Source organism: Leclercia sp. Marseille-Q4284 (assembly GCF_916618945.1).
Lineage (GTDB): Bacteria > Pseudomonadota > Gammaproteobacteria > Enterobacterales > Enterobacteriaceae > Enterobacter > Enterobacter tamurae.
In genome coordinates, this window is the sequence record NZ_CAKAKG010000002.1 from 1081142 (window position 1) to 1101040 (window position 19899).

The 19899-nt window shown below is 57.1% G+C and carries 19 protein-coding genes; 13 read left to right on the forward strand and 6 right to left on the reverse strand.

What is annotated here, in order from left to right; translation table 11 throughout:
• The first annotated feature begins 29 nt into the window (after positions 1-29).
• Positions 30-650 (forward strand): threonine export protein RhtC, encoded by a 621-nt coding sequence (gene rhtC, locus LG383_RS19860; RefSeq protein WP_106995920.1) that lies wholly within the window; start codon positions 30-32, stop codon positions 648-650.
• On the opposite strand, the gene rhtB is transcribed toward rhtC, so the two are convergent.
• On the reverse strand, positions 647-1267 hold the full coding sequence (rhtB, locus tag LG383_RS19865; protein WP_106995919.1) for a homoserine/homoserine lactone efflux protein: 621 nt from the start codon (positions 1265-1267) through the stop codon (positions 647-649). The genes rhtC and rhtB overlap by 4 nt on opposite strands.
• Positions 1268-1376: 109 nt before the next feature.
• Here rhtB and pldB point away from each other — a divergent pair, with 109 nt between their 5' ends.
• The 3 genes from pldB to LG383_RS19880 all read left to right on the forward strand — a co-directional run bounded on the left by pldB (position 1377) and on the right by LG383_RS19880 (position 4180).
• Positions 1377-2372, forward strand: a complete 996-nt coding sequence (gene pldB, locus LG383_RS19870; protein ID WP_225759983.1) for a lysophospholipase L2 — start codon at positions 1377-1379, stop codon at positions 2370-2372.
• Positions 2373-2397: 25 nt separating this feature from the next.
• Positions 2398-3198 (forward strand): sugar/pyridoxal phosphate phosphatase YigL, encoded by an 801-nt coding sequence (yigL, locus tag LG383_RS19875; RefSeq protein WP_106995917.1) that lies wholly within the window; start codon positions 2398-2400, stop codon positions 3196-3198.
• An 82-nt stretch (positions 3199-3280) separates the two neighbouring features.
• On the forward strand, positions 3281-4180 hold the full coding sequence (locus tag LG383_RS19880) for a carboxylate/amino acid/amine transporter (RefSeq protein ID WP_225759984.1): 900 nt from the start codon (positions 3281-3283) through the stop codon (positions 4178-4180).
• Here the strand turns inward: LG383_RS19880 and metR are convergent.
• Positions 4068-5021 (reverse strand): HTH-type transcriptional regulator MetR, encoded by a 954-nt coding sequence (metR, locus tag LG383_RS19885; protein ID WP_106995915.1) that lies wholly within the window; start codon positions 5019-5021, stop codon positions 4068-4070. The two genes, LG383_RS19880 and metR, sit on opposite strands and share 113 nt — an antisense overlap.
• 117 nt (positions 5022-5138) lie before the next feature.
• Here metR and metE point away from each other — a divergent pair, with 117 nt between their 5' ends.
• Positions 5139-7400: a 5-methyltetrahydropteroyltriglutamate--homocysteine S-methyltransferase gene (gene metE / locus LG383_RS19890; protein ID WP_225759985.1), complete on the forward strand. Its 2262-nt coding sequence runs from the start codon at positions 5139-5141 to the stop codon at positions 7398-7400.
• A gap of 48 nt (positions 7401-7448) precedes the next feature.
• Here metE and LG383_RS19895 read toward each other — a convergent pair whose 3' ends face one another.
• From LG383_RS19895 to LG383_RS19910, 4 genes are all read right to left on the reverse strand, one after another.
• Complete coding sequence (locus LG383_RS19895) at positions 7449-8285, reverse strand: PRD domain-containing protein (RefSeq protein WP_225759986.1); 837 nt, start codon at positions 8283-8285, stop codon at positions 7449-7451.
• A 23-nt stretch (positions 8286-8308) separates the two neighbouring features.
• Positions 8309-9772, reverse strand: coding sequence for a glycoside hydrolase family 1 protein (locus tag LG383_RS19900; RefSeq protein WP_106995912.1), 1464 nt, complete (start codon positions 9770-9772; stop codon positions 8309-8311).
• Entirely contained in the window at positions 9772-11583 is a 1812-nt protein-coding gene (locus tag LG383_RS19905; protein ID WP_225759987.1) for a beta-glucoside-specific PTS transporter subunit IIABC, read from the reverse strand. Before LG383_RS19905 ends, LG383_RS19900 begins: the two co-directional genes overlap by 1 nt.
• Before the next feature lie 180 nt (positions 11584-11763).
• On the reverse strand, positions 11764-12570 hold the full coding sequence (locus LG383_RS19910; RefSeq protein ID WP_106995910.1) for a dienelactone hydrolase family protein: 807 nt from the start codon (positions 12568-12570) through the stop codon (positions 11764-11766).
• Positions 12571-12821: 251 nt separating this feature from the next.
• Between LG383_RS19910 and udp the strand changes: the two genes are divergently transcribed.
• The 8 genes from udp to tatC all read left to right on the forward strand — a co-directional run bounded on the left by udp (position 12822) and on the right by tatC (position 19875).
• Entirely contained in the window at positions 12822-13583 is a 762-nt protein-coding gene (gene udp / locus LG383_RS19915) for a uridine phosphorylase (RefSeq protein WP_106995909.1), read from the forward strand.
• Between the two features lie 139 nt (positions 13584-13722).
• Positions 13723-15171: a DNA recombination protein RmuC gene (rmuC, locus tag LG383_RS19920; protein WP_225759988.1), complete on the forward strand. Its 1449-nt coding sequence runs from the start codon at positions 13723-13725 to the stop codon at positions 15169-15171.
• A gap of 66 nt (positions 15172-15237) precedes the next feature.
• Entirely contained in the window at positions 15238-15993 is a 756-nt protein-coding gene (gene ubiE, locus LG383_RS19925) for a bifunctional demethylmenaquinone methyltransferase/2-methoxy-6-polyprenyl-1,4-benzoquinol methylase UbiE (protein WP_032615102.1), read from the forward strand.
• A 13-nt stretch (positions 15994-16006) separates the two neighbouring features.
• On the forward strand, positions 16007-16612 hold the full coding sequence (gene ubiJ / locus LG383_RS19930) for a ubiquinone biosynthesis protein UbiJ (protein WP_106995907.1): 606 nt from the start codon (positions 16007-16009) through the stop codon (positions 16610-16612).
• Positions 16609-18249, forward strand: a complete 1641-nt coding sequence (ubiB, locus tag LG383_RS19935; RefSeq protein WP_106995906.1) for a ubiquinone biosynthesis regulatory protein kinase UbiB — start codon at positions 16609-16611, stop codon at positions 18247-18249. Before ubiJ ends, ubiB begins: the two co-directional genes overlap by 4 nt.
• 76 nt (positions 18250-18325) lie before the next feature.
• Positions 18326-18580 carry a Sec-independent protein translocase subunit TatA gene (gene tatA, locus LG383_RS19940; protein WP_032615095.1) on the forward strand — a complete coding sequence of 85 codons (255 nt, stop codon included), beginning with the start codon at positions 18326-18328 and terminating at the stop codon, positions 18578-18580.
• A 3-nt stretch (positions 18581-18583) separates the two neighbouring features.
• A complete protein-coding gene (gene tatB / locus LG383_RS19945) occupies positions 18584-19111 on the forward strand; it encodes a Sec-independent protein translocase protein TatB (RefSeq protein WP_225759989.1) in 528 nt (175 codons plus the stop codon).
• A gap of 2 nt (positions 19112-19113) precedes the next feature.
• Positions 19114-19875, forward strand: coding sequence for a Sec-independent protein translocase subunit TatC (gene tatC, locus LG383_RS19950; RefSeq protein WP_106995904.1), 762 nt, complete (start codon positions 19114-19116; stop codon positions 19873-19875).
• Positions 19876-19899 lie beyond the last annotated feature (24 nt).

Genomic DNA, 19899 nt, shown 5'->3' on the forward strand with positions numbered 1-19899 from the left:
TCCCTGAACTATTTCCCCGCGAGTTAATTATGTTAACCCTGTTTCTGACCGTGGCGCTGGTGCACATCGTGGCGCTGATGAGCCCTGGCCCTGACTTTTTCTTTGTCTCCCAAACGGCGGTGAGTCGCTCCCGTAAAGAGGCGATGATGGGCGTGCTGGGCATTACCCTTGGCGTCATGGTCTGGGCAGCGCTGGCGCTGCTGGGCCTGAACCTGATCCTCGATAAAATGGCCTGGCTGCACAACATCATCATGGTCGGCGGCGGTCTGTATCTGTGCTGGATGGGCTATCAGATGCTGCGCGGGGCGTTTAAGAAAGATGACTCCGGGGCGTCTGAGCCAAAAATGGAGCTGGCGGCTGGAGGCCGTAGCTTTGTGAAAGGGCTGCTGACCAATCTTGCCAATCCAAAAGCGATTATCTATTTCGGCTCGGTATTCTCACTGTTCGTCGGTGAAGAGGTCGGGGCCGGAGCACGCTGGGGCATTTTCCTGCTGATCGTACTGGAAACCTTCGCCTGGTTTACGGTGGTGGCGAGCCTGTTTGCGCTTCCGTCGATGCGTCGCGGTTATCAACGTCTGGCGAAGTGGATTGACGGCGTTGCCGGCGCGTTATTCGCCGGCTTCGGTATTCACCTGATCCTGTCCCGTTAAGCGTGCCTGGCTGATGCCAGCAGCGCACCGACCAGCATAAACAGCGAACCGAACACTTTATTCAGGGCCTTCATCTGACGAGGCCCTTTAATCCATGTCGCAATCCGCGTGGCCAGCGTCGCATAGCCAATCATCACAATAATATCGACCACAATGGTGGTCACGCCGAGCACCACGTACTGCATAATCTGCGGCTGATGCGGCACGATAAACTGTGGAAACAGGGCCGCCAGAAAGACGATGCTTTTCGGGTTGGTCAGGTTCACAAACACCGCGCGCTTAAACAGGCGGCCCCGGCTCTGGGTTTGAGCAAGCGTATTCAGATCCAGTGCACCCGCGGCGCGCCACTGCTGGATGCCCAGCCAGATAAGGTAGGCCGCACCGGCCCATTTCAGCACCTCAAAGGCCAGCACCGAGCGGGAGAAGAGCGTGCCGAGCCCTATACCCACCAGCACGATGTGAATACCCAGCCCGGTCTGCAATCCGGCAATGGATGCGGCCGCGCCGCGATAGCCGTGGTTCATGGCGGTGGTCATGGTATTGATGGCCCCGGAGCCCGGCGAAAGGCTGAGGATAATGGATGTCAGCAGGTAAGCGAACCACCACTCGAAGGTCATTTGAAGCTCCCGAATCGTCTATTTTTATGCCACAATACGCTAATGTTGCGTCATTTTACGACCTGTCACGAAAAAACGATATTCCTTGGCTTACAGGGGCGTAAACCCGATGTTTGAGCAGAATAAGGACTGGGAAACGCGAGAAAAGGCTTTTGCTGCTTTCTCTATGGGGCCGCTAACTGATTTCTGGCGCCAGCGCGAGGAAGGCGGGTTCACAGGCGTCGATGATGTTCCTGTACGCTTTGTTCGTTTTCGGGCCGAGACCCACGATTCGGTGATTGTGATCTGCCCTGGCCGGATTGAAAGTTACGTTAAGTATGCCGAGCTGGCATACGATCTTTTCCGGCTGGGTTATGACGTGCTGATTATCGACCACCGCGGTCAGGGGCGTTCCGGGCGGATGTTGTCCGACACGCACCGCGGCCATGTGGGTCAGTTCAGCGATTACGTCGACGATTTTGCCGCCTTCTGGCAGCAGGAAGTGCAGCCCGGTCCGTGGCGAAAACGGTTTATCCTGGCGCACTCGATGGGCGGCGCAATCGCCACGCTGTTTTTACAGCGCCACCCGCAGCACCAGTGTGATGCTATTGCCCTGAGCGCGCCGATGTTTGGTATCGTCATGCGTTTCCCGGACTGGATGGTACGCCATATTCTCGACTGGGCTGAGGGCCATCAGCGCATTCGTGAAGGCTATGCCATCGGCACCGGCCGCTGGCGCGCGCTGCCCTTTGCCATTAACGTGTTAACCCACAGTCGGCAGCGTTATCGCCGCAACCTGCGCTTTTATGCCGATGAACCGCGTTTACGCGTCGGGGGACCAACCTACCACTGGGTGCGTGAAGGCATTCTGGCAGGGGAAGAGGCCCTGGCGGGCGCCAGTCAGGACGACACGCCCACGCTTATCCTTCAGGCAGAAGAGGAGCGGGTCGTGGATAACCGTATGCACACCCGCTTTTGTGAACTGCGAGCCGCAGCCGGTCACCCTTGCGAAGGGGGTCAACCGCTGGTCATAAACGGCGCGTACCATGAGATCCTTTTCGAAAAGGACGCCATGCGCTCAGTCGCATTCCACGCCATCGTCGACTTTTTCGGCAGGCATAACTGATATTCACCAGAGGTTAAATTTTCCTATGTACCAGGTTGTCGCGTCTGATTTAGATGGCACGCTGCTCTCTCCCGACCACACTTTATCGCCTTACGCGAAAGAGACCTTAAAACTCCTGACTGCCCGTGGTGTGAATTTTGTCTTCGCCACCGGCCGCCACCACGTTGATGTGGGGCAGATCCGCGATAATCTGGAGATCAAATCCTACATGATCACCTCCAACGGTGCCCGCGTGCACGATCTGGACGGGAATCTGATCTTCACCCACAACCTCGATCGCGACATCGCCACCGATCTGTTCGCGATCATGCATAACAACCCGGATATCATCACTAACGTCTATCGCGATGATGAATGGTTTATGAACCGCCACCGTCCTGACGAGATGCGTTTCTTCAAAGAGGCGGTCTTCAACTACTCGCTGTATGAACCGGGCCTGCTGGAGCCGGAAGGCATCAGCAAAGTGTTCTTCACCACCGACAGCCATGAAGCGCTGCTGCCGCTGGAGCAGGCGATCAATGCGCGCTGGGGCGACCGGGTTAACGTCAGCTTCTCCACGCTCACCTGCCTGGAAGTGATGGCTGGCGGCGTCTCCAAGGGCCATGCTCTCGAAGCAGTGGCTAAACGTCTGGGCTTTAACCTGCAGGACTGCATCGCCTTTGGTGACGGCATGAACGACGCCGAAATGCTCTCCATGGCGGGTAAAGGCTGCATTATGGAAAACGCCCACCAGCGCCTGAAAGACCTGCACCCGGAGCTGGAAGTGATCGGCACCAACGGTGACAACGCGGTGCCAAAATACCTGCGGAAGCTGTTCCTTGAATAATCTTCATTTGGTTATTTAACGTTCAGTTGTCAACTGAAGAGTTCGCTACAATGCCTGTCCATCTTTCAGAGAGACAAGCATTGTGGCGCTACTCACCATCACCACTATCCTGTGGGCCTTCTCCTTTAGCCTGATCGGCGAATACCTTGCCGGGCAGGTCGACAGCTACTTCTCGGTGCTGATGCGCGTCGGGCTGGCAGCGCTGGTGTTTCTGCCGTTCCTGCGTACGCGCGGGCAAACGCTGAAAACCATTCTGCTCTATATGCTGGTGGGGGCAATGCAGCTTGGCATCATGTACCTGTTCAGCTTCCGGGCGTACGTCTACCTGTCGGTATCGGAATTCCTGCTCTTTACCGTCCTGACGCCGCTCTATATCACCCTGATTTACGATCTGCTGAGCAAGCGCCGCTTGCGCTGGGGCTACCTGCTGAGCGCGGCGCTGGCGGTGGTGGGCGCGGCAATTATTCGCTACGACAAAGTGAGCGATCACTTCTGGACCGGGCTGATGTTCGTCCAGCTCGCCAATATCAGCTTTGCGATCGGCATGGTGGGCTATAAACGCCTGATGGAAACCCGCCCGATGCCGCAGCACAACGCCTTTGCCTGGTTCTATATGGGGGCGGCGATCGTGGCGGTAGCGGCGTGGTTCATGCTGGGAAATCCGCAGAAGCTGCCGACCACCACGCTGCAGTGGAGCGTGCTGATCTGGCTGGGGGTCGTGGCATCCGGGCTGGGTTACTTCATGTGGAACTACGGCGCCACGCAGGTGGACGCCGGGACGCTGGGGATCATGAACAACGTCCACGTCCCTGCAGGCCTGCTGGTGAACCTCGCCATCTGGCAGCAACAACCGCACTGGCCGAGCTTTATTATTGGGGGGACGGTGATCCTGGCTTCACTGTGGGTACATCGCCGTTGGGTCGCTCCGCGCTCCGCACAAACGGTAGATGGTCGCAGGCGTGGTTCCGCGCTGAGCGAATAAAGGCCTCGGTAACCGGTTGACGCTGCTCGCCATCACGCACAGCAGAGTACAGCCGGCTCCACAATCCCTCGCCCAGGGTCTTGGTTACCACCAGACCCTGGCGTTCAAAACTCTCAACCACCCAGTGCGGCAGCGCCGCGATGCCCATTCTGGCCGCCACCATCTGAATTAACAGCAGGGTGTTATCCACGCTTTTCAGCTGCGGGCTGATGCCTGCCGGTTGCAGGAAGTGACGCCAGATATCCAGACGACTGCGCTGAACCGGGTAGATCAGCAGCGTTTCCGTCGCCAGATCTTCCGGCGTGATGCGCGTTTTCGCGGCCAGAGGATGATCCGGGGCCAGCACCAGACGCACTTCAAAATCAAACATCGGGGAATAGTGCAGACCGCTGCGAGGTAGAATGTCCGAGGTCATCACCAGATCCAGCTCGCCCTGTATGAGGGACGGCTGCGGGTCAAAAGTCACGCCGGAGTTAAAGTCCATCTCCACCTGCGGCCACTTCTGACGGAAGTTCTCAAGCGCGGGGGTCAGCCACTGAATACAGCTGTGACACTCAATGGCGATGCGCAGCTTACTCTGCTGCGGCTCATGGCAGGCCTGCAGCGCGCTGGCGATCTGCGGCAGCACCTGATTGGCCAGCTGCAGCAGGATCTCCCCCTGCGGCGTAAAGCGCAGCGGCTGACTCTTACGCACAAACAGACGGAAGCCAAGGCGTTGTTCCAGATCGCTGAACTGGTGAGAAAGGGCGGATTGCGTCTGGTGCAGCGTGGCCGCCGCCGCCGCGAGAGAACCGCAGTTCCGCAACGCTTGTAGCGTTTTCAGGTGTTTTATCTCGATCATGAAAGTCCTTCACTTCGCCATGAGCAATTTGCGCTTGAGGAATATACAGTACCTTTACAATATGGAAGTGTAAACATCTGGACGGCTAAATCCTGAAAATTCCATAAGGGGCACATCATGACAATTCGCAACCACACCCTCGGTTTTCCACGCGTCGGCCTTCGTCGCGAACTGAAAAAAGCACAAGAGAGCTACTGGGCGGGCAACGCCACGCGTGACGAACTGCTGGCGGTGGGGCGCGAACTGCGCGCTCGTCACTGGGACCAGCAGAAGCAGGCAGGTGTGGATCTGCTCCCGGTGGGCGATTTCGCCTGGTACGACCATGTTCTGACCACCAGCCTGCTGCTTGGCAACGTGCCGGCTCGTCATCAGAACAGCGATGGATCGGTGGATATCGACACCCTGTTCCGCATTGGCCGTGGCCGTGCGCCAACCGGTGAGCCCGCGGCGGCAGCGGAAATGACCAAATGGTTTAACACTAACTATCACTACATGGTGCCGGAGTTCATCAAAGGCCAGCAGTTCAAACTGACCTGGACCCAGCTGCTGGATGAGGTGGACGAAGCGCAGGCGCTGGGCCACCCGATCAAACCTGTCCTGCTGGGCCCGGTGACGTATCTGTGGCTGGGCAAAGTGAAGGGCGAGCAGTTTGACCGCCTGAGCCTGCTGAATGAGATCCTGCCGGTGTACCAGCAGGTGCTGGGCGAGCTGGCAAAACGCGGCGTTGAGTGGGTGCAGATCGACGAACCAGCGCTGGTGCTGGAGCTGCCGCAGGCGTGGCTGGAGGCTTTCAAACCGGCGTATGACGCCCTCGCGGGCCAGGTGAAGCTGCTGCTGACCACCTATTTTGAAGGCGTCACGCCGAACCTCGACACCATCACCACGCTACCGGTGCAGGGCCTGCACGTGGACCTGGTCCACGGCAACGATGAGGTGGCGGAACTGCACAAACGCCTGCCGTCCGACTGGCTGCTCTCTGCCGGGCTGGTGAACGGGCGTAACGTCTGGCGCGCCGATCTCACTGAGAAATATGGACAGATCAAAGACATTGTCGGAAAACGCGAGCTGTGGGTGGCCTCATCCTGCTCTCTGCTGCACAGCCCCATCGACCTGAGCGTTGAAACCCGGCTGGATGCGGAAGTGAAGAGCTGGTTTGCCTTTGCCCTGCAAAAATGTGAAGAGCTGGCCCTACTGCGCGATGCGCTGAATAGTGGCGACACGGCGGCGATTACCGAATGGAGTGCCCCGATCCAGGCCCGTCGTCACTCGGCCCGCGTCCACAACCCGGCGGTGGAAAAACGTCTGGCGGCCATTACCGCCCGGGACAGCCAGCGTCAAAGCGTCTATGAGGTTCGGGCCGAAGCCCAGCGTGCGCGTTTTAACCTGCCTGCCTGGCCGACCACCACTATCGGCTCTTTCCCGCAGACTACCGAGATCCGCGGCCTGCGTCTGGACTTCAAAAAGGGCAATCTGGACGCAAATAACTACCGCACCGGCATCGCTGAACATATCAAACAGGCGATTGTGGAGCAGGAGCGTTTAGGTCTCGACGTGCTGGTCCACGGTGAAGCCGAGCGTAACGACATGGTGGAGTACTTCGGCGAGCACCTGGACGGGTTCGTCTTTACCCAGAACGGCTGGGTGCAGAGCTACGGCTCCCGCTGCGTGAAGCCGCCGGTGGTGATCGGTGACGTCAGCCGTCCGGAAGCGATCACCGTGGAGTGGGCGAAGTACGCCCAGTCGCTGACTGACAAGCCGGTTAAAGGCATGCTGACCGGTCCGGTGACCATTCTCTGCTGGTCCTTCCCGCGTGAAGATGTGACCCGTGAAACCCTTGCGAAGCAGATTGCCCTGGCGCTGCGGGATGAAGTGGCGGATCTGGAAGCGGCGGGCATTGGCATCATCCAGATCGATGAACCAGCCCTGCGTGAGGGCCTGCCCCTGCGTCGCAGCGACTGGGATGCGTATCTTGCCTGGGGCGTGGAAGCTTTCCGCATCAACGCCGCTGTGGCGAAGGACGATACCCAGATCCACACCCATATGTGTTACTGCGAGTTTAACGACATTATGGATTCCATCGCGGCGTTGGATGCCGATGTGATCACCATCGAGACATCACGTTCCGACATGGAACTGCTGGAGTCGTTTGAAGAGTTCGACTACCCGAACGAAATCGGGCCGGGGGTGTACGACATTCACTCCCCGAACGTCCCGAGCGTGGAGTGGATTGAAGCTCTGCTGCAAAAAGCGGCCCAGCGTATCCCGGCAGAACGCCTGTGGGTGAACCCGGACTGCGGTCTCAAAACCCGCGGCTGGCCGGAGACCCGCGCCGCGCTGGCGAATATGGTGAAGGCGGCGCAGAATTTGCGACAGGGTTGATTGTTACTCGGAACGTAGGCCCAGTAAGCGTTAGCGCCACCGGGCAATTTACGTCTGCCCGTCCATCAATCGACTAATATGAATGCTCAACCACGTCAGCTCATCCTTCGGTAGGGTGAGCTGATATTTATCCTGCACGTAGTCGCGGATCACCCAGGAGACGGTCATTGCGTCCGGGCGGTGGCGCATCAGCTCCTGATAAAAATCTTCGGTCTCACTGAGTGCGATTTTCCCGGCCAGTACCCGCTCGGCAAAATAACGCAGATGGGTGATAAAGCGCATGTAGTTCACCGACTGCGTATCGATGGTCTTGCCCAGTTTATAGCGCACGATATCGGCGATGCGGTTGACCAGTTCAACCTGCTGGTGGGCGGTGCTGTCGTCCTCCTGGCTGCTGGCATTGATCAGATGAAAGGCGATGTTTACCGCCTCGTCTTCAGGTAGCTCGACGTCAAACTTCTCATTGACCCGGGCGCGCGCCTGCAACCCCACGCTGTACTCCTGGGGGTAGTAGCGCTTCACTTCCCAGCTCAGCTTATTAAGGATCGTCTGCCCGCTCCGGCTGCGCTCCACTGCAAAGTGCAGATGCTCTGCAAGGGTAAAGAGCAATACGGAATTGAGCTTATCCCCGCACAGACTGCGCGCGAGGATAAGAATTTCATGGCTAATATCGAAGAACGCCGCAGGAATGGTATCCGTCAGGGATAAAAAATGGCGGGATTTGAGATCGCTCAGGGGCAGGAAGACCTTCTCCACCTGCGCCAGGTCGATGCTAGTGCCGGGCTTCGCGCCAAAGCCGATCCCCTTGCCGAACAGAATCATCTCCCGCTGGTCGTTGTCGACCAGCAGCATGCTGTTATTAAGCGACTTTTTTATCGTTATCACGGTTATTCCTGCGGCATGGCCGGTTAGCTCATGTCTGCGCCATTGCTGGCAATCACCTTTTTGTACCACCAGAAGGAGTCTTTTTTCAGGCGTTTCAGCGTGCCGTTGCCTTCATCATCCTGATCGACATAGATAAAGCCGTAGCGCTTGGACATTTGCGAGGTGCCCGCACTGATAATGTCGATGCATCCCCAGGTGGTGAATCCCATCACATCCACCCCTTCATTTATAGCTGCCAAAGTTTGCTCGAAGTGGGCGCGGAAATAGTCGATGCGGTAGCTGTCGTGGATCTCGCCGTTTTCCACCACATCCTTCGCGCCGAGGCCGTTCTCCACGATAAACAGTGGCTTCTGGTAGCGGTCGTACAGCTCCAGCAGAGAGATTTTCAGCCCGATGGGGTCAATCTGCCAGCCCCATTCGGAGGCCGGCAGGTACGGGTTTTTCACGCCGAGAACCGTATTTCCCGGGATGCGCTCGACGTCTGGCTGGGTCGATTCGGTCATCGACATGTAGTAGCTAAAGGAGACGAAGTCGACAGTATGATCCTTTAAAATGCGCTGATCGTCGGCCTGCATCGCGATCTGGATGTCCCGACGGGCCAGATCGCGCAGGATCAGCGGTGGATATTCGCCAAATACCTGCACATCGGCGTAGAAGTAGTTCTCCAGATTCTTCTTCAGCGTTGCTTCCACATCTTCCGGACGGCAGCTGTGGGGGTAGGTAGTGAGTTTGGTCAGCATGCACCCGACCTGGCTGCCCGGGATTTTGGTGTGGCAGTCGCGCGTCACCAGCGCCGAGGCGACAAACTGGTGATGCAGCCCCTGGTAGATATCCTGCTGGGCTTTGCCCGGCGCGCTTTTCTCTTCCCGGATGCCCGCCGTGGTAAACGGATGACGATGGATACTGTCGATCTCATTAAACGTCAGCCAGTAGCGGACCAGATCCTTGTAGCGGTCGAAACAGACGTTGCTGAAGCGCACGAAAGCATCCACCACGTTGCGGTGCACCCAGCCGTTATATTTTTCGCTCAGGGCCAGCGGCATTTCGTAGTGGGAGAGGGTCACCAGCGGCTCGATGTTATGGCGACGCAGCTCGCGGAACATCTCTTCATAAAACTGCAGACCCGCCTCGTTTGGCGCGGCGTCTTCACCGGTCGGGAAGATACGTGACCAGGCGATCGATACCCGCAGCACGGTATAGCCCATCTCAGCAAACAGGGCGATATCGTCCTTATAGTGATGATAAAAATCGATGCCGCGACGTTTCGGGTAGAGCGCGTCATTTTTACCTTCAAACGCGTCGCGAATGTTCTCGTCGGTCAGCGCCATATGGCCGCTGTAATCCTTCAGGGACAGGTTGGGCTTCCAGGTGATGGCGTCAGCAACGGACGGCCCTTTGCCATCCACATTCCATGCCCCTTCGGCCTGATTGGCGGCTATAGCGCCACCCCATAAAAAACCTTGCGGAAACGGGAGGGATTTCTCCATTACACGGACTCCTTAAGCGTCATGATGATATGCGGGTCTGGATTCTTATCGTCGGTATTACCTGGTGTCAGCGAAAAGCGTTCGCCGTTAGTGACCACCATCATCACCACCGGATCGAGCCCGGCGGCAGCAATGGTATCGAGTGAAAATTCAATCAGCGTGTCGCCGCTCTTCACGTGCTGGCCCTCTACTACCCGTGGGGAGAAGCCTTCGCCCTGCAGCCTGATGGTGTCGATGCCGATATGGAAAATCAGCTCGACGCCCGCGTCGGTGAGCAGGCTCAGCGCATGGCCGCTGTCAAACACGTTCACAATGGTTCCATCCGCCGGGGCTCGCAGCACGCCCTGGGAAGGAATAATCGCAATCCCGTCGCCCATGATTTTGCGGGAGAAGACGTCATCGTTAACGTTTTCAAGCGGGATGATCTGTCCCTCAACCGGGCGGGTGAAGCTCAGCGCGTCGGTGCTTTCAACCGCTTTATCGCGCCACAGCACGAAGGCACTGATAAAGGCCACGGCAAAGGATAACCCCGCCCCGGCGAAGGCCCAGACGATATTCATGGAGTTATCCGGAGAGACAAACATTGAGATGCTGGCCAGGCCAGGGCCGACGAGGGCAAAGGCCTGAATCGCCATCCAGCCGATAAAGGCCCCGCCGACAATACTGCCGAGGATCACGCTGTAGAGTGCTTTTTTGTTCAGCAGGGTGACGCCATACAGCGCCGGTTCGGTAATGCCGAACAGAGCCGAGATCCCGGCGGAGAAGGCGGTGGATTTCAGTACCTTATCTTTGCTTTTAAGCGCAATCGCCAGACAGGCGCCGGACTCGGCAATATTGTGTGCCAGCGACGCGGGCAGATAGAGCATTTCTCGCCCAAACTGGCTCATGGAGGCCACGGCGTAAGGCAGCATCGGCTTGTGCATCCCGGCGGCGACCATAAAGGGCAGGGCGGCGGCCAGCAGCGCGGTGGCGACAAAACCCAGCTTGCCGTAGAGCCACAAAATCACCGTTGCCAGGCCGGCACCCAGCTCGTAACCCAGCGGCCCCAGGATCAGCAGCGTGACGGGGACCGTCACCAGCAGAGAGAGCATCGGCGAGAGGAAAATGCGTAGCGCGCCAGGGGAATAGCGGTTGAACAGCTTCTCCGTCTGGGCGTAAAAGAGCACACACAGAATGGCGGGGAAGACCTGCGAGGCGTAGGCAACGTTGCGCAGATCGAACGACATAAACACCGTCCCGTCGGCCAGCTGTTTGGTCATCGCTGGCAGCACCATCACGGAAACTGCCGAGACGGCAACCAGCACGTTCACCTTGAGCTTCATCGCCGTGGTGATCGCCACCAGGATGGGCAGAAAGTAGAGCGGCGCAGAACCGATATTATCCAGGACTTTGTATGTCGAGCTGTCGCGGCTGAGCCAGCCCATGACGTCCAGCAACAGCAGCAACGATTTCAGAACGCCGCCACCGGCAATAGCAGGTACCAGCGGCTGAAAAACGCTGATCACGAAATCAACAATCTGCGCGCCACGGCTGATTCTGGCAGGCGCATGTTGTCCGTCCGCCTGAGGTGAACCCACCAGCGAGCGCACCGCCTCAAAGACCTGCACCACGTCGTGACCAATAATCACCTGGCACTGCACGTTCACGCGCACGCCCAGTACGCCGTCGACCTTTGCCAGCGCCGCTTCGTTGACCTTACCGTTGTCATACAGGCTCAGCCGCAAGCGGGTGGAGCAGTGTTCGATATGTTCGATATTCTCAGCACCGCCGACCAGGGCGATGATCTCCAGCGCTGTTTGCAAGTGGTTCATGTTCTGGCCCCTGTCTCCAGAGCAAAAAAAAAGACCTGAACCCCCTCTCCGCTCGAAAACGGAGAGGGGGTTCAGGTCTTGCCTACGGATCGTAGTTACACGCCTGTGAGTTTTATATCGTCCAGATTGTGTTTAGAAGTCAAACAGTCACGCCACTTTGCGTAGCGAAATGTGAGCCGCTTAACCTTTTTTAGCGCCGTACTGCTGGAACCACGTCAGCATCCGCTGCCAGCCATCTTTGGCTGATTCCGCATGATAGCTCGGGCGATAATCGGCATTGAAGGCGTGCCCGGCTCCCGGGTAAACCACAATCTCTGCCGTTGCGTTTGCCGCGCGTAGGGCATGGCGCATGGTCTCTACCGTATCCAGCGGGATCCCGGTATCCTCGGCGCCATACAGCCCCAGGACCGGCGCACTCAAATCGGTCGCAATATCGACCGGATGCTTCGGTGAATTCAGCGTCTTTTCACCCACCAGCTTGCCATACCATGCCACGGCGGCTTTCAGCTGCGGGTTGTGCGCGGCATACAGCCAGCTGATGCGCCCGCCCCAGCAGAAGCCGGTCGCCAGCAGACGGTGGGGATCGCCGCCATTACGCGCCGCCCAGTTGGCGACGTGGTCGAGATCTGCCAGCACCTGCGCGTCCGGCACTTTACTCACCAGATTGCTGAACAGAGTAGGAATGTCGTTGTAATCGTTCGGATCGCCCTGACGGAAGTAGAGCTCAGGTGCCACGGCCAGATAGCCTTCCAGCGCCAGACGGCGGCAGATATCGCGAATGTGCTCATGCACGCCGAATATTTCCTGAATCACAATGACGATCGGCAATGCCCCTTGCGCATTTTTGGGCCGGGCATGCCAGGCGGGCATGTTATCGCCCTGGGTCGGAATGGAGGTCTCCCCGGCAGTAATGGCTTCGTCGGGGGTAGTGACAACGGTTGAGGCTTGCAGGTCAGCAGCAGGGGCAAATCCAGATTTTCCAGTCATGGCATTCTCCGTACCAATTAGCGCAAAAGTAAATATAGTCCGCAGGTTAACAATCCACAGTGCCCGAAACAGGCTATCTTTTGTGCAACAGATAACGATATAACTCGTTAATGTGATGTTAATCACTATTTCATGGTAATTAACTGCAATCAATTTTATTCATGGTGATGCCCGTCACGAAAACAAGCCGGTTCCTTCGGTAAAGTACCGCTTTGCTTCTGCTGACAAACTGACCCACAGAGGAGTTTTCTATGTCTAAGTCTGATGTTTTTCATCTCGGCCTCACTAAAAACGATTTACAAGGGGCTACGCTCGCTATCGTCCCTGGCGACCCTGAGCGTGTGGAAAAGATCGCCGCGCTGATGGATAAGCCGGTTAAGCTGGCAGCCCATCGCGAATTCACGACCTGGCGGGCAGAGCTGGATGGCAAAGCGGTGATCGTCTGCTCTACCGGTATCGGTGGCCCGTCTACCTCGATTGCCGTTGAAGAGCTGGCGCAGCTGGGCATCCGTACTTTCCTGCGTATCGGCACTACCGGTGCAATCCAGCCGCACATCAACGTTGGCGACGTGCTGGTCACCACCGCGTCCGTTCGTCTGGACGGCGCGAGCCTGCACTTTGCCCCAATGGAGTTCCCGGCAGTAGCCGATTTCGAATGCACCACCGCGCTGGTGGAAGCCGCGAAATCCGTTGGCGCGACGACTCACGTTGGTGTGACCGCCTCCTCTGATACCTTCTACCCGGGCCAGGAGCGCTACGACACCTTCTCTGGTCGCGTAGTGAACCGCTTTAAAGGCTCGATGGAAGAGTGGCAATCTATGGGCGTGATGAACTATGAAATGGAATCCGCCACGCTGCTGACCATGTGCGCAAGCCAGGGCCTGCGTGCCGGTATGGTTGCGGGTGTGATCGTTAACCGTACCCAGCAAGAGATCCCGAACGCCGAGACCATGAAGCAGACCGAAAGCCACGCGGTGAAAATCGTGGTAGAAGCGGCTCGCCGCCTGCTGTAATTTCCCCTTTTCTATGCCAAAGGCCGACCTGTTCGGCCTTTTTCTTTGCGTAGCGCCTTGCAGAAAACCCTTTTCAAACTGGACGTTTATACAGCACAATTCTATTTTGTGCGGGTCATACCTTGATGCAGGGGGCGTCGTGGATATTTCCATCCTTTTTTATGTCGTTATTGCGCTGGTCAGCGTAGGTGTGGGCTGGTTGTTCGCCAGCTATCAGCATGCGCAGCAGAAGGCCGATCAGCTTGCCGAACGTGAAGAGATGGTGGCCGATCTCAGTGCATTAAGACAGAACATCGCCCAGAGCGGGCACTGGCGTGACGAATGCGAGCTGCTCAACAACGAGCTGCGCAATCTGCGGGATATCAACACCTCGCTGGAAGCCGACCTGCGCGAAGTGACCACCCGGCTGGAATCCACCCAACTGCATGCGGAAGACAAAATCCGCCAGATGATCAACAGCGAGCAGCGCCTGAGCGAGCAGTTTGAAAACCTCGCCAACCGCATCTTTGAGCAGAGTAACCGCCGCGTCGATGAGCAAAACCGGCAGAGCCTGAGCGGCCTGCTGTCGCCTCTGCGTGAACAGCTGGACGGCTTTCGCCGCCAGGTGCAGGACAGCTTTGGTCAGGAGGCGCGGGAGCGCCATACGCTGGCCCATGAAATCCGTAACCTCCAGCAGCTGAATGCCCAGATGGCACAGGAAGCGATCAACCTCACCCGGGCGCTGAAAGGCGACAATAAAACCCAGGGCAACTGGGGAGAGGTGGTCCTGACCCGCGTGCTGGAAGCCTCCGGCCTGCGTGAAGGCCATGAATATCAAACCCAGGTGAGCATTGAAACGGAGACCCGCGCGCGAATGCAGCCCGACGTCATTGTCCGTCTGCCGCAGGAGAAGGACGTGGTCATCGACGCCAAAATGACCCTCGTGGCCTATGAGCGCTACTTCAATGCCGAAGACGACTACACCCGCGAGGCGGCGTTGCAGGAGCATATCGCCTCGGTGCGTAACCATATTCGTCTGCTGGGGCGTAAGGATTACCAGCAGCTGCCGGGCCTGCGTTCGCTTGACTATGTGCTAATGTTTATCCCGGTTGAGCCAGCCTTCTTACTGGCGCTGGATCGCCAGCCGGAGCTGATCTCCGAGGCGCTGAAAAACAACATTATGCTGGTCAGCCCTACCACGCTGCTGGTGGCGCTACGCACCATTGCCAATCTGTGGCGCTACGAGCATCAGAGCCGTAATGCCCAGCAGATCGCCGATCGCGCCAGCCGCCTGTACGACAAAATGCGCCTGTTCGTCGATGATATGACATCGGTCGGGCAGAGCCTGGAACGCGCCCAGGATAACTACCGCCAGGCGATGAAAAAGCTGGCCTCCGGGCGCGGCAACCTGCTGGCTCAGGCCGAATCGTTCCGCGACCTTGGCGTGGAAGTAAAACGCGAGATTAATCCGGAATTGGTCGAGCAGGCCACCTCGCAAGATGAAGAATATCGGCTGCGCAGTGAGGCTCCCGTTCAAAATACAAACAATACCTTAGCAGGCGCTCAGGCGTCGGCAGACCCCCTGGAGCGTTATTCCCGGGGTGGTTGAATCGTAGGGCAAATGCGCCCAATCTGTTACACTTCTCAAACATTTGACTGATAAGCAGGCTCTGAGATGGTTGAAGATTCACAAGACACAACGCACTTTGGCTTTCAGACTGTCGCTAAAGCGCAGAAAGCTGACATGGTGGCCCACGTATTCCATTCCGTGGCGGCGAAGTACGATGTAATGAATGACCTGATGTCATTCGGCATTCATCGCTTGTGGAAGCGCTTCACTATTGATTGTAGCGGCGTACGTCGTGGACAAACCGTGCTGGATCTGGCTGGCGGCACCGGCGACCTGACAGCGAAATTCTCGCGTCTGGTGGGCGAAACGGGCCGCGTTGTGCTGGCTGATATCAACGACTCCATGCTGAAAATGGGGCGTGAAAAACTGCGCAATATTGGCGTGGTCGGCAACGTTGAATATGTCCAGGCGAACGCTGAAGCGCTGCCTTTCCCGGATAACACTTTTGACTGCATCACCATCTCTTTCGGTCTGCGTAACGTCACCGACAAAGAGAAAGCGCTGCGTTCCATGTACCGTGTGCTGAAACCGGGTGGACGTCTGCTGGTGCTGGAGTTCTCCAAACCGATTATTGAGCCGCTGAGCAAAGCTTACGACGCCTATTCATTCCACATCCTGCCACGCATTGGCGAGATGGTTGCCAACGACGCTGACAGCTACCGCTACTTGGCCGAATCGATCCGTATGCACCCGAATCAGGACACCTTAAAAGCCATGATGCAGGATGCAGGCTTTGACAATGTTGATTACTTCAACATGACGGCAGGCGTTGTCGCGCTGCATCGCGGTTATAAGTTCTGAGTGGAGGTGGCGAATGCCGTTTAAACCCTTGATCACAGCCGGTGTGGAAAACGTACTCAATACCTTTCTGTACCGGTCTCCTGCGCTGAAAACGGCGCGTCAGCGTCTGAACGGCAAAGTGCTGCGGGTGGTATTAAAAGAGTTTTCGACCCCGCTGGTGCTGGTATTCAGCGAGCGTCAGCTCGACGTGCTCGGTGAGTGGGAAGGCGAGGCCGACTGCTCCGTCATCACCCATATGAGCACGCTGCCCAAACTGCGCGATCGCCAGCAACTCACTGCCCTGATCCGCAGCGGCGAGCTGGAGGTCGAAGGCGATATCCAGGTGGTACAAAACTTTGTCTCACTGGCCGATCTGGCCGAGTTCGACCCGGCAGAATTGCTGGCTCCCTGGACTGGCGATATTGCCGCTGAAGGGATCAGTAAAGTACTGCGCGGCGGCGCCTCGTTCCTGAAGAAGGGTTTTCAGCGCCAGCAGCGTTACGCCGGGGAAGTGCTTACCGAGGAGTGGCGTATGGCACCAGGTCCACTGGAAGCAGCATGGTTCGCAGAAGAGACCGCCGCGGTTGAGCGTGCGGTTGATGCACTGACAAAACGGCTTGAAAAACTGGAGGGCAAATGACGCCTGGTGAAATTCGGCGCCTCTACTTTATCATCCGCACCTTTTTGAGCTACGGGCTCGATGAGCTAATCCCCCGAATGCGCCTCACTATGCCGCTGCGCCTCTGGCGGCGAACGCTATTCTGGATGCCTAATCGCCATCAGGACAAGCTGCTCGGTGAGCGACTGCGGTTGGCGCTTCAGGAGCTGGGCCCGGTCTGGATCAAGTTCGGCCAGATGCTCTCCACCCGTCGTGACCTGTTCCCGCCCGCGATCGCCGATCAGCTGGCACTGCTGCAGGATAAAGTCGCTCCGTTCGACGGTAAGCTGGCAAAGCAGCAGATTGAAAAAGCGATGGGCGATCTCCCGGTTGAGACCTGGTTCGATGATTTTGACATCCAGCCGCTGGCCTCGGCCTCCATTGCTCAGGTTCACACCGCACGGCTGAAAGAGAACGGCAAAGAGGTCGTCATTAAGGTGATCCGCCCGGATATTCTGCCGATCATCCGCGCCGACATGAAACTCATCTACCGCCTGGCCCGCTGGGTGCCACGTCTGCTGCCTGATGGACGCCGTCTGCGTCCGATGGAAGTGGTGCGCGAGTATGAAAAAACGCTGATTGATGAACTGAATCTGCTGCGTGAATCGGCGAACGCCATCCAGCTGCGCCGCAACTTTGAAAACAGCCCGATGCTGTATGTGCCGGAAGTCTATTCCGACTACTGCAGCCAGGACATGATGGTGATGGAGCGCATCTACGGGATCCCGGTCTCGGATGTCGCCACCCTGGAAAAGCAGGGCACTAACATGAAGCTGCTGGCCGAGCGTGGCGTGCAGGTCTTCTTCACCCAGGTGTTCCGCGACAGCTTCTTCCACGCCGACATGCACCCGGGCAATATCTTTGTCAGCTACGAGCATCCCGAAGATCCACAGTATATCGGCATCGACTGCGGTATCGTCGGCTCGCTGAACAAAGAAGATAAGCGCTATCTGGCCGAGAACTTTATCGCCTTCTTTAACCGCGATTACCGCAAAGTGGCCGAGCTGCACGTTGATTCCGGCTGGGTTCCGCTGGATACCAACGTTGAAGAGTTTGAGTTCGCCATTCGTACGGTCTGTGAGCCCATCTTCGAGAAGCCGCTGGCGGAGATCTCGTTCGGCCATGTGCTGCTGAACCTGTTCAATACCGCCCGTCGCTTCAATATGGAAGTGCAGCCTCAGTTAGTTTTACTTCAGAAAACATTACTTTACGTTGAAGGGGTGGGGAGACAGCTCTATCCTCAGTTAGACTTATGGAAAACGGCAAAACCTTTCCTTGAGTCGTGGATCAAAGACCAGGTGGGTCTTCCCGCGCTGGTGCGCTCCCTGAAAGAGAAAGCCCCGTTCTGGATTGAAAAAATGCCCGAAATTCCGGAACTGGTGTACGACAGTTTGCGTCAGAGCAAAAACTTGCAACACAGCGTGGATAAAATTGCCCGCGAGTTGCAAACCAACCATGTGCGTCAGGGACAGTCCCGGTATCTGTTTGGCATTGGAGCAACACTGTTGTTAAGCGGCACGCTGCTGCTGATCAATCGTCCTGAGTGGGAACTTATGCCTGCCTGGTTGATGGCGGGTGGCGTGGTTGTCTGGATAGCCGGATGGCGCAGAACGCGCTGAATTGCGTCGCACTAGCAGGGCCGCATAACGTATAATGCGGCCTGTTTAATTAATCATCGCTAACTGGGGAAGATGTATGGGTGGTATCAGTATCTGGCAATTGTTGATCATTGCCGTCATCGTCGTGCTGCTGTTCGGTACCAAAAAACTCGGTTCTATCGGTTCCGATCTCGGTGCGTCCATCAAAGGCTTCAAGAAAGCGATCAAAGATGATGACGAGAAGCAGGACAAATCCAGCCAGGATGCGGATTTCACTGCTAAATCCATCGCTGATAAACAAGACGACGCCAAAAAGGAAAATGCTAAACGCCACGATAACGAGCAGGTGTAATTCGTGTTCGATATCGGTTTTAGTGAACTGCTGCTGGTCTTCGTGATTGGCCTCATTGTCCTGGGGCCACAACGTCTGCCTGTGGCGGTAAAAACGGTTGCAGGCTGGGTGCGTGCGCTACGATCGCTGGCGACAACGGTGCAAAATGAGCTGGCGCAAGAGCTTAAGCTGCAGGAGTTTCAGGACAGCCTGAAAAAAGTTGAAAAGGCGAGCCTGGATAACCTGACGCCGGAACTGAAAGCCTCGATGGACGAACTGCGTGAAGCGGCGGAATCCATGAAGCGCTCCTACAGCGTCAACGATCCGGAAAAAGCGAGCGACGAAGCCAATACCATTCGCAACCCGCTGGTCAAAGATAACGAAGCGCAGCATGAAGGCGTGACGCCTGCCACTGCTGAGCATCAGGCTACCGCGCCCGAACAGGCGCCAGCCGAGCCGGTGATCCCCAAACAAGAAACGACGCCAGCGCCCGCAGACAAAAAGCCTGCACCCGCGGCTGCCGCGTCCCCCTCGTCGAGTGATAAAGCGTAAACATGGCAGTAGATGAAACTCAACCGCTGATTACGCACCTGATCGAGCTGCGTAAACGCCTGCTGAACTGCATTATTGCGGTTTTGCTCATTTTTTTATGCCTGGTCTATTTTGCCAACGACATCTATCAGGTGGTCTCTGCCCCCCTGATTAAACAGATGCCGCTCGGGGCAACCATGATCGCCACCGACGTGGCATCGCCCTTCTTCACGCCGATCAAGCTGACTTTCTGGGTCTCGCTGATTGCCTCAGCGCCGGTGATCCTTTACCAGGTCTGGGCCTTTATTGCCCCCGCGCTGTATAAGCATGAACGTCGCCTGGTGATCCCGCTGCTGGTTTCCAGCTCGCTGCTGTTTTATATCGGCATGGCCTTTGCCTACTTTGTGGTCTTTCCGCTGGCCTTTGGCTTCCTGGCAAATACCGCGCCGGTAGGAGTCCAGGTTTCCACCGATATTGCCAGTTATCTGAGCTTCGTGATGGCGCTGTTTATGGCCTTCGGCGTGGCATTTGAGGTACCGGTTGCCATCGTGCTGCTCTGCTGGATGGGGATCACAACTCCGGATGACTTACGCAAAAAACGGCCATACATTCTGGTGGGCGCCTTTGTTGTGGGCATGCTGTTAACGCCGCCAGATGTCTTCTCGCAAACCCTGCTGGCGATCCCGATGTATTGCCTGTTTGAAGTCGGTGTCTTCTTTGCGCGCTTCTATACCGGCAAGCGTCGTGAAGATCACGACGAAGAGTCCGAAGGGACAGAAGAGTAACCCCAACCGCCCGCCAGGGCGGTT

Bases quoted from the DNA above. Each gene is read 5' to 3' on its own strand.
- udp (WP_106995909.1), top strand. From the start codon at position 12,822: ATGTCTAAGTCTGATGTTTTTCATCTCGGCCTCACTAAAAACGATTTA.
- rhtB (WP_106995919.1), bottom strand. From the start codon at position 1,267: ATGACCTTCGAGTGGTGGTTCGCTTACCTGCTGACATCCATTATCCTC.
- LG383_RS19910 (WP_106995910.1), bottom strand. From the start codon at position 12,570: ATGACTGGAAAATCTGGATTTGCCCCTGCTGCTGACCTGCAAGCCTCA.
- ubiB (WP_106995906.1), top strand. From the start codon at position 16,609: ATGACGCCTGGTGAAATTCGGCGCCTCTACTTTATCATCCGCACCTTT.
- LG383_RS19900 (WP_106995912.1), bottom strand. From the start codon at position 9,772: ATGGAGAAATCCCTCCCGTTTCCGCAAGGTTTTTTATGGGGTGGCGCT.
- yigL (WP_106995917.1), top strand. From the start codon at position 2,398: ATGTACCAGGTTGTCGCGTCTGATTTAGATGGCACGCTGCTCTCTCCC.
- LG383_RS19905 (WP_225759987.1), bottom strand. From the start codon at position 11,583: ATGAACCACTTGCAAACAGCGCTGGAGATCATCGCCCTGGTCGGCGGT.
- rhtC (WP_106995920.1), top strand. From the start codon at position 30: ATGTTAACCCTGTTTCTGACCGTGGCGCTGGTGCACATCGTGGCGCTG.
- pldB (WP_225759983.1), top strand. From the start codon at position 1,377: ATGTTTGAGCAGAATAAGGACTGGGAAACGCGAGAAAAGGCTTTTGCT.
- tatC (WP_106995904.1), top strand. From the start codon at position 19,114: ATGGCAGTAGATGAAACTCAACCGCTGATTACGCACCTGATCGAGCTG.
- ubiE (WP_032615102.1), top strand. From the start codon at position 15,238: ATGGTTGAAGATTCACAAGACACAACGCACTTTGGCTTTCAGACTGTC.
- ubiJ (WP_106995907.1), top strand. From the start codon at position 16,007: ATGCCGTTTAAACCCTTGATCACAGCCGGTGTGGAAAACGTACTCAAT.
- metR (WP_106995915.1), bottom strand. From the start codon at position 5,021: ATGATCGAGATAAAACACCTGAAAACGCTACAAGCGTTGCGGAACTGC.
- metE (WP_225759985.1), top strand. From the start codon at position 5,139: ATGACAATTCGCAACCACACCCTCGGTTTTCCACGCGTCGGCCTTCGT.
- tatA (WP_032615095.1), top strand. From the start codon at position 18,326: ATGGGTGGTATCAGTATCTGGCAATTGTTGATCATTGCCGTCATCGTC.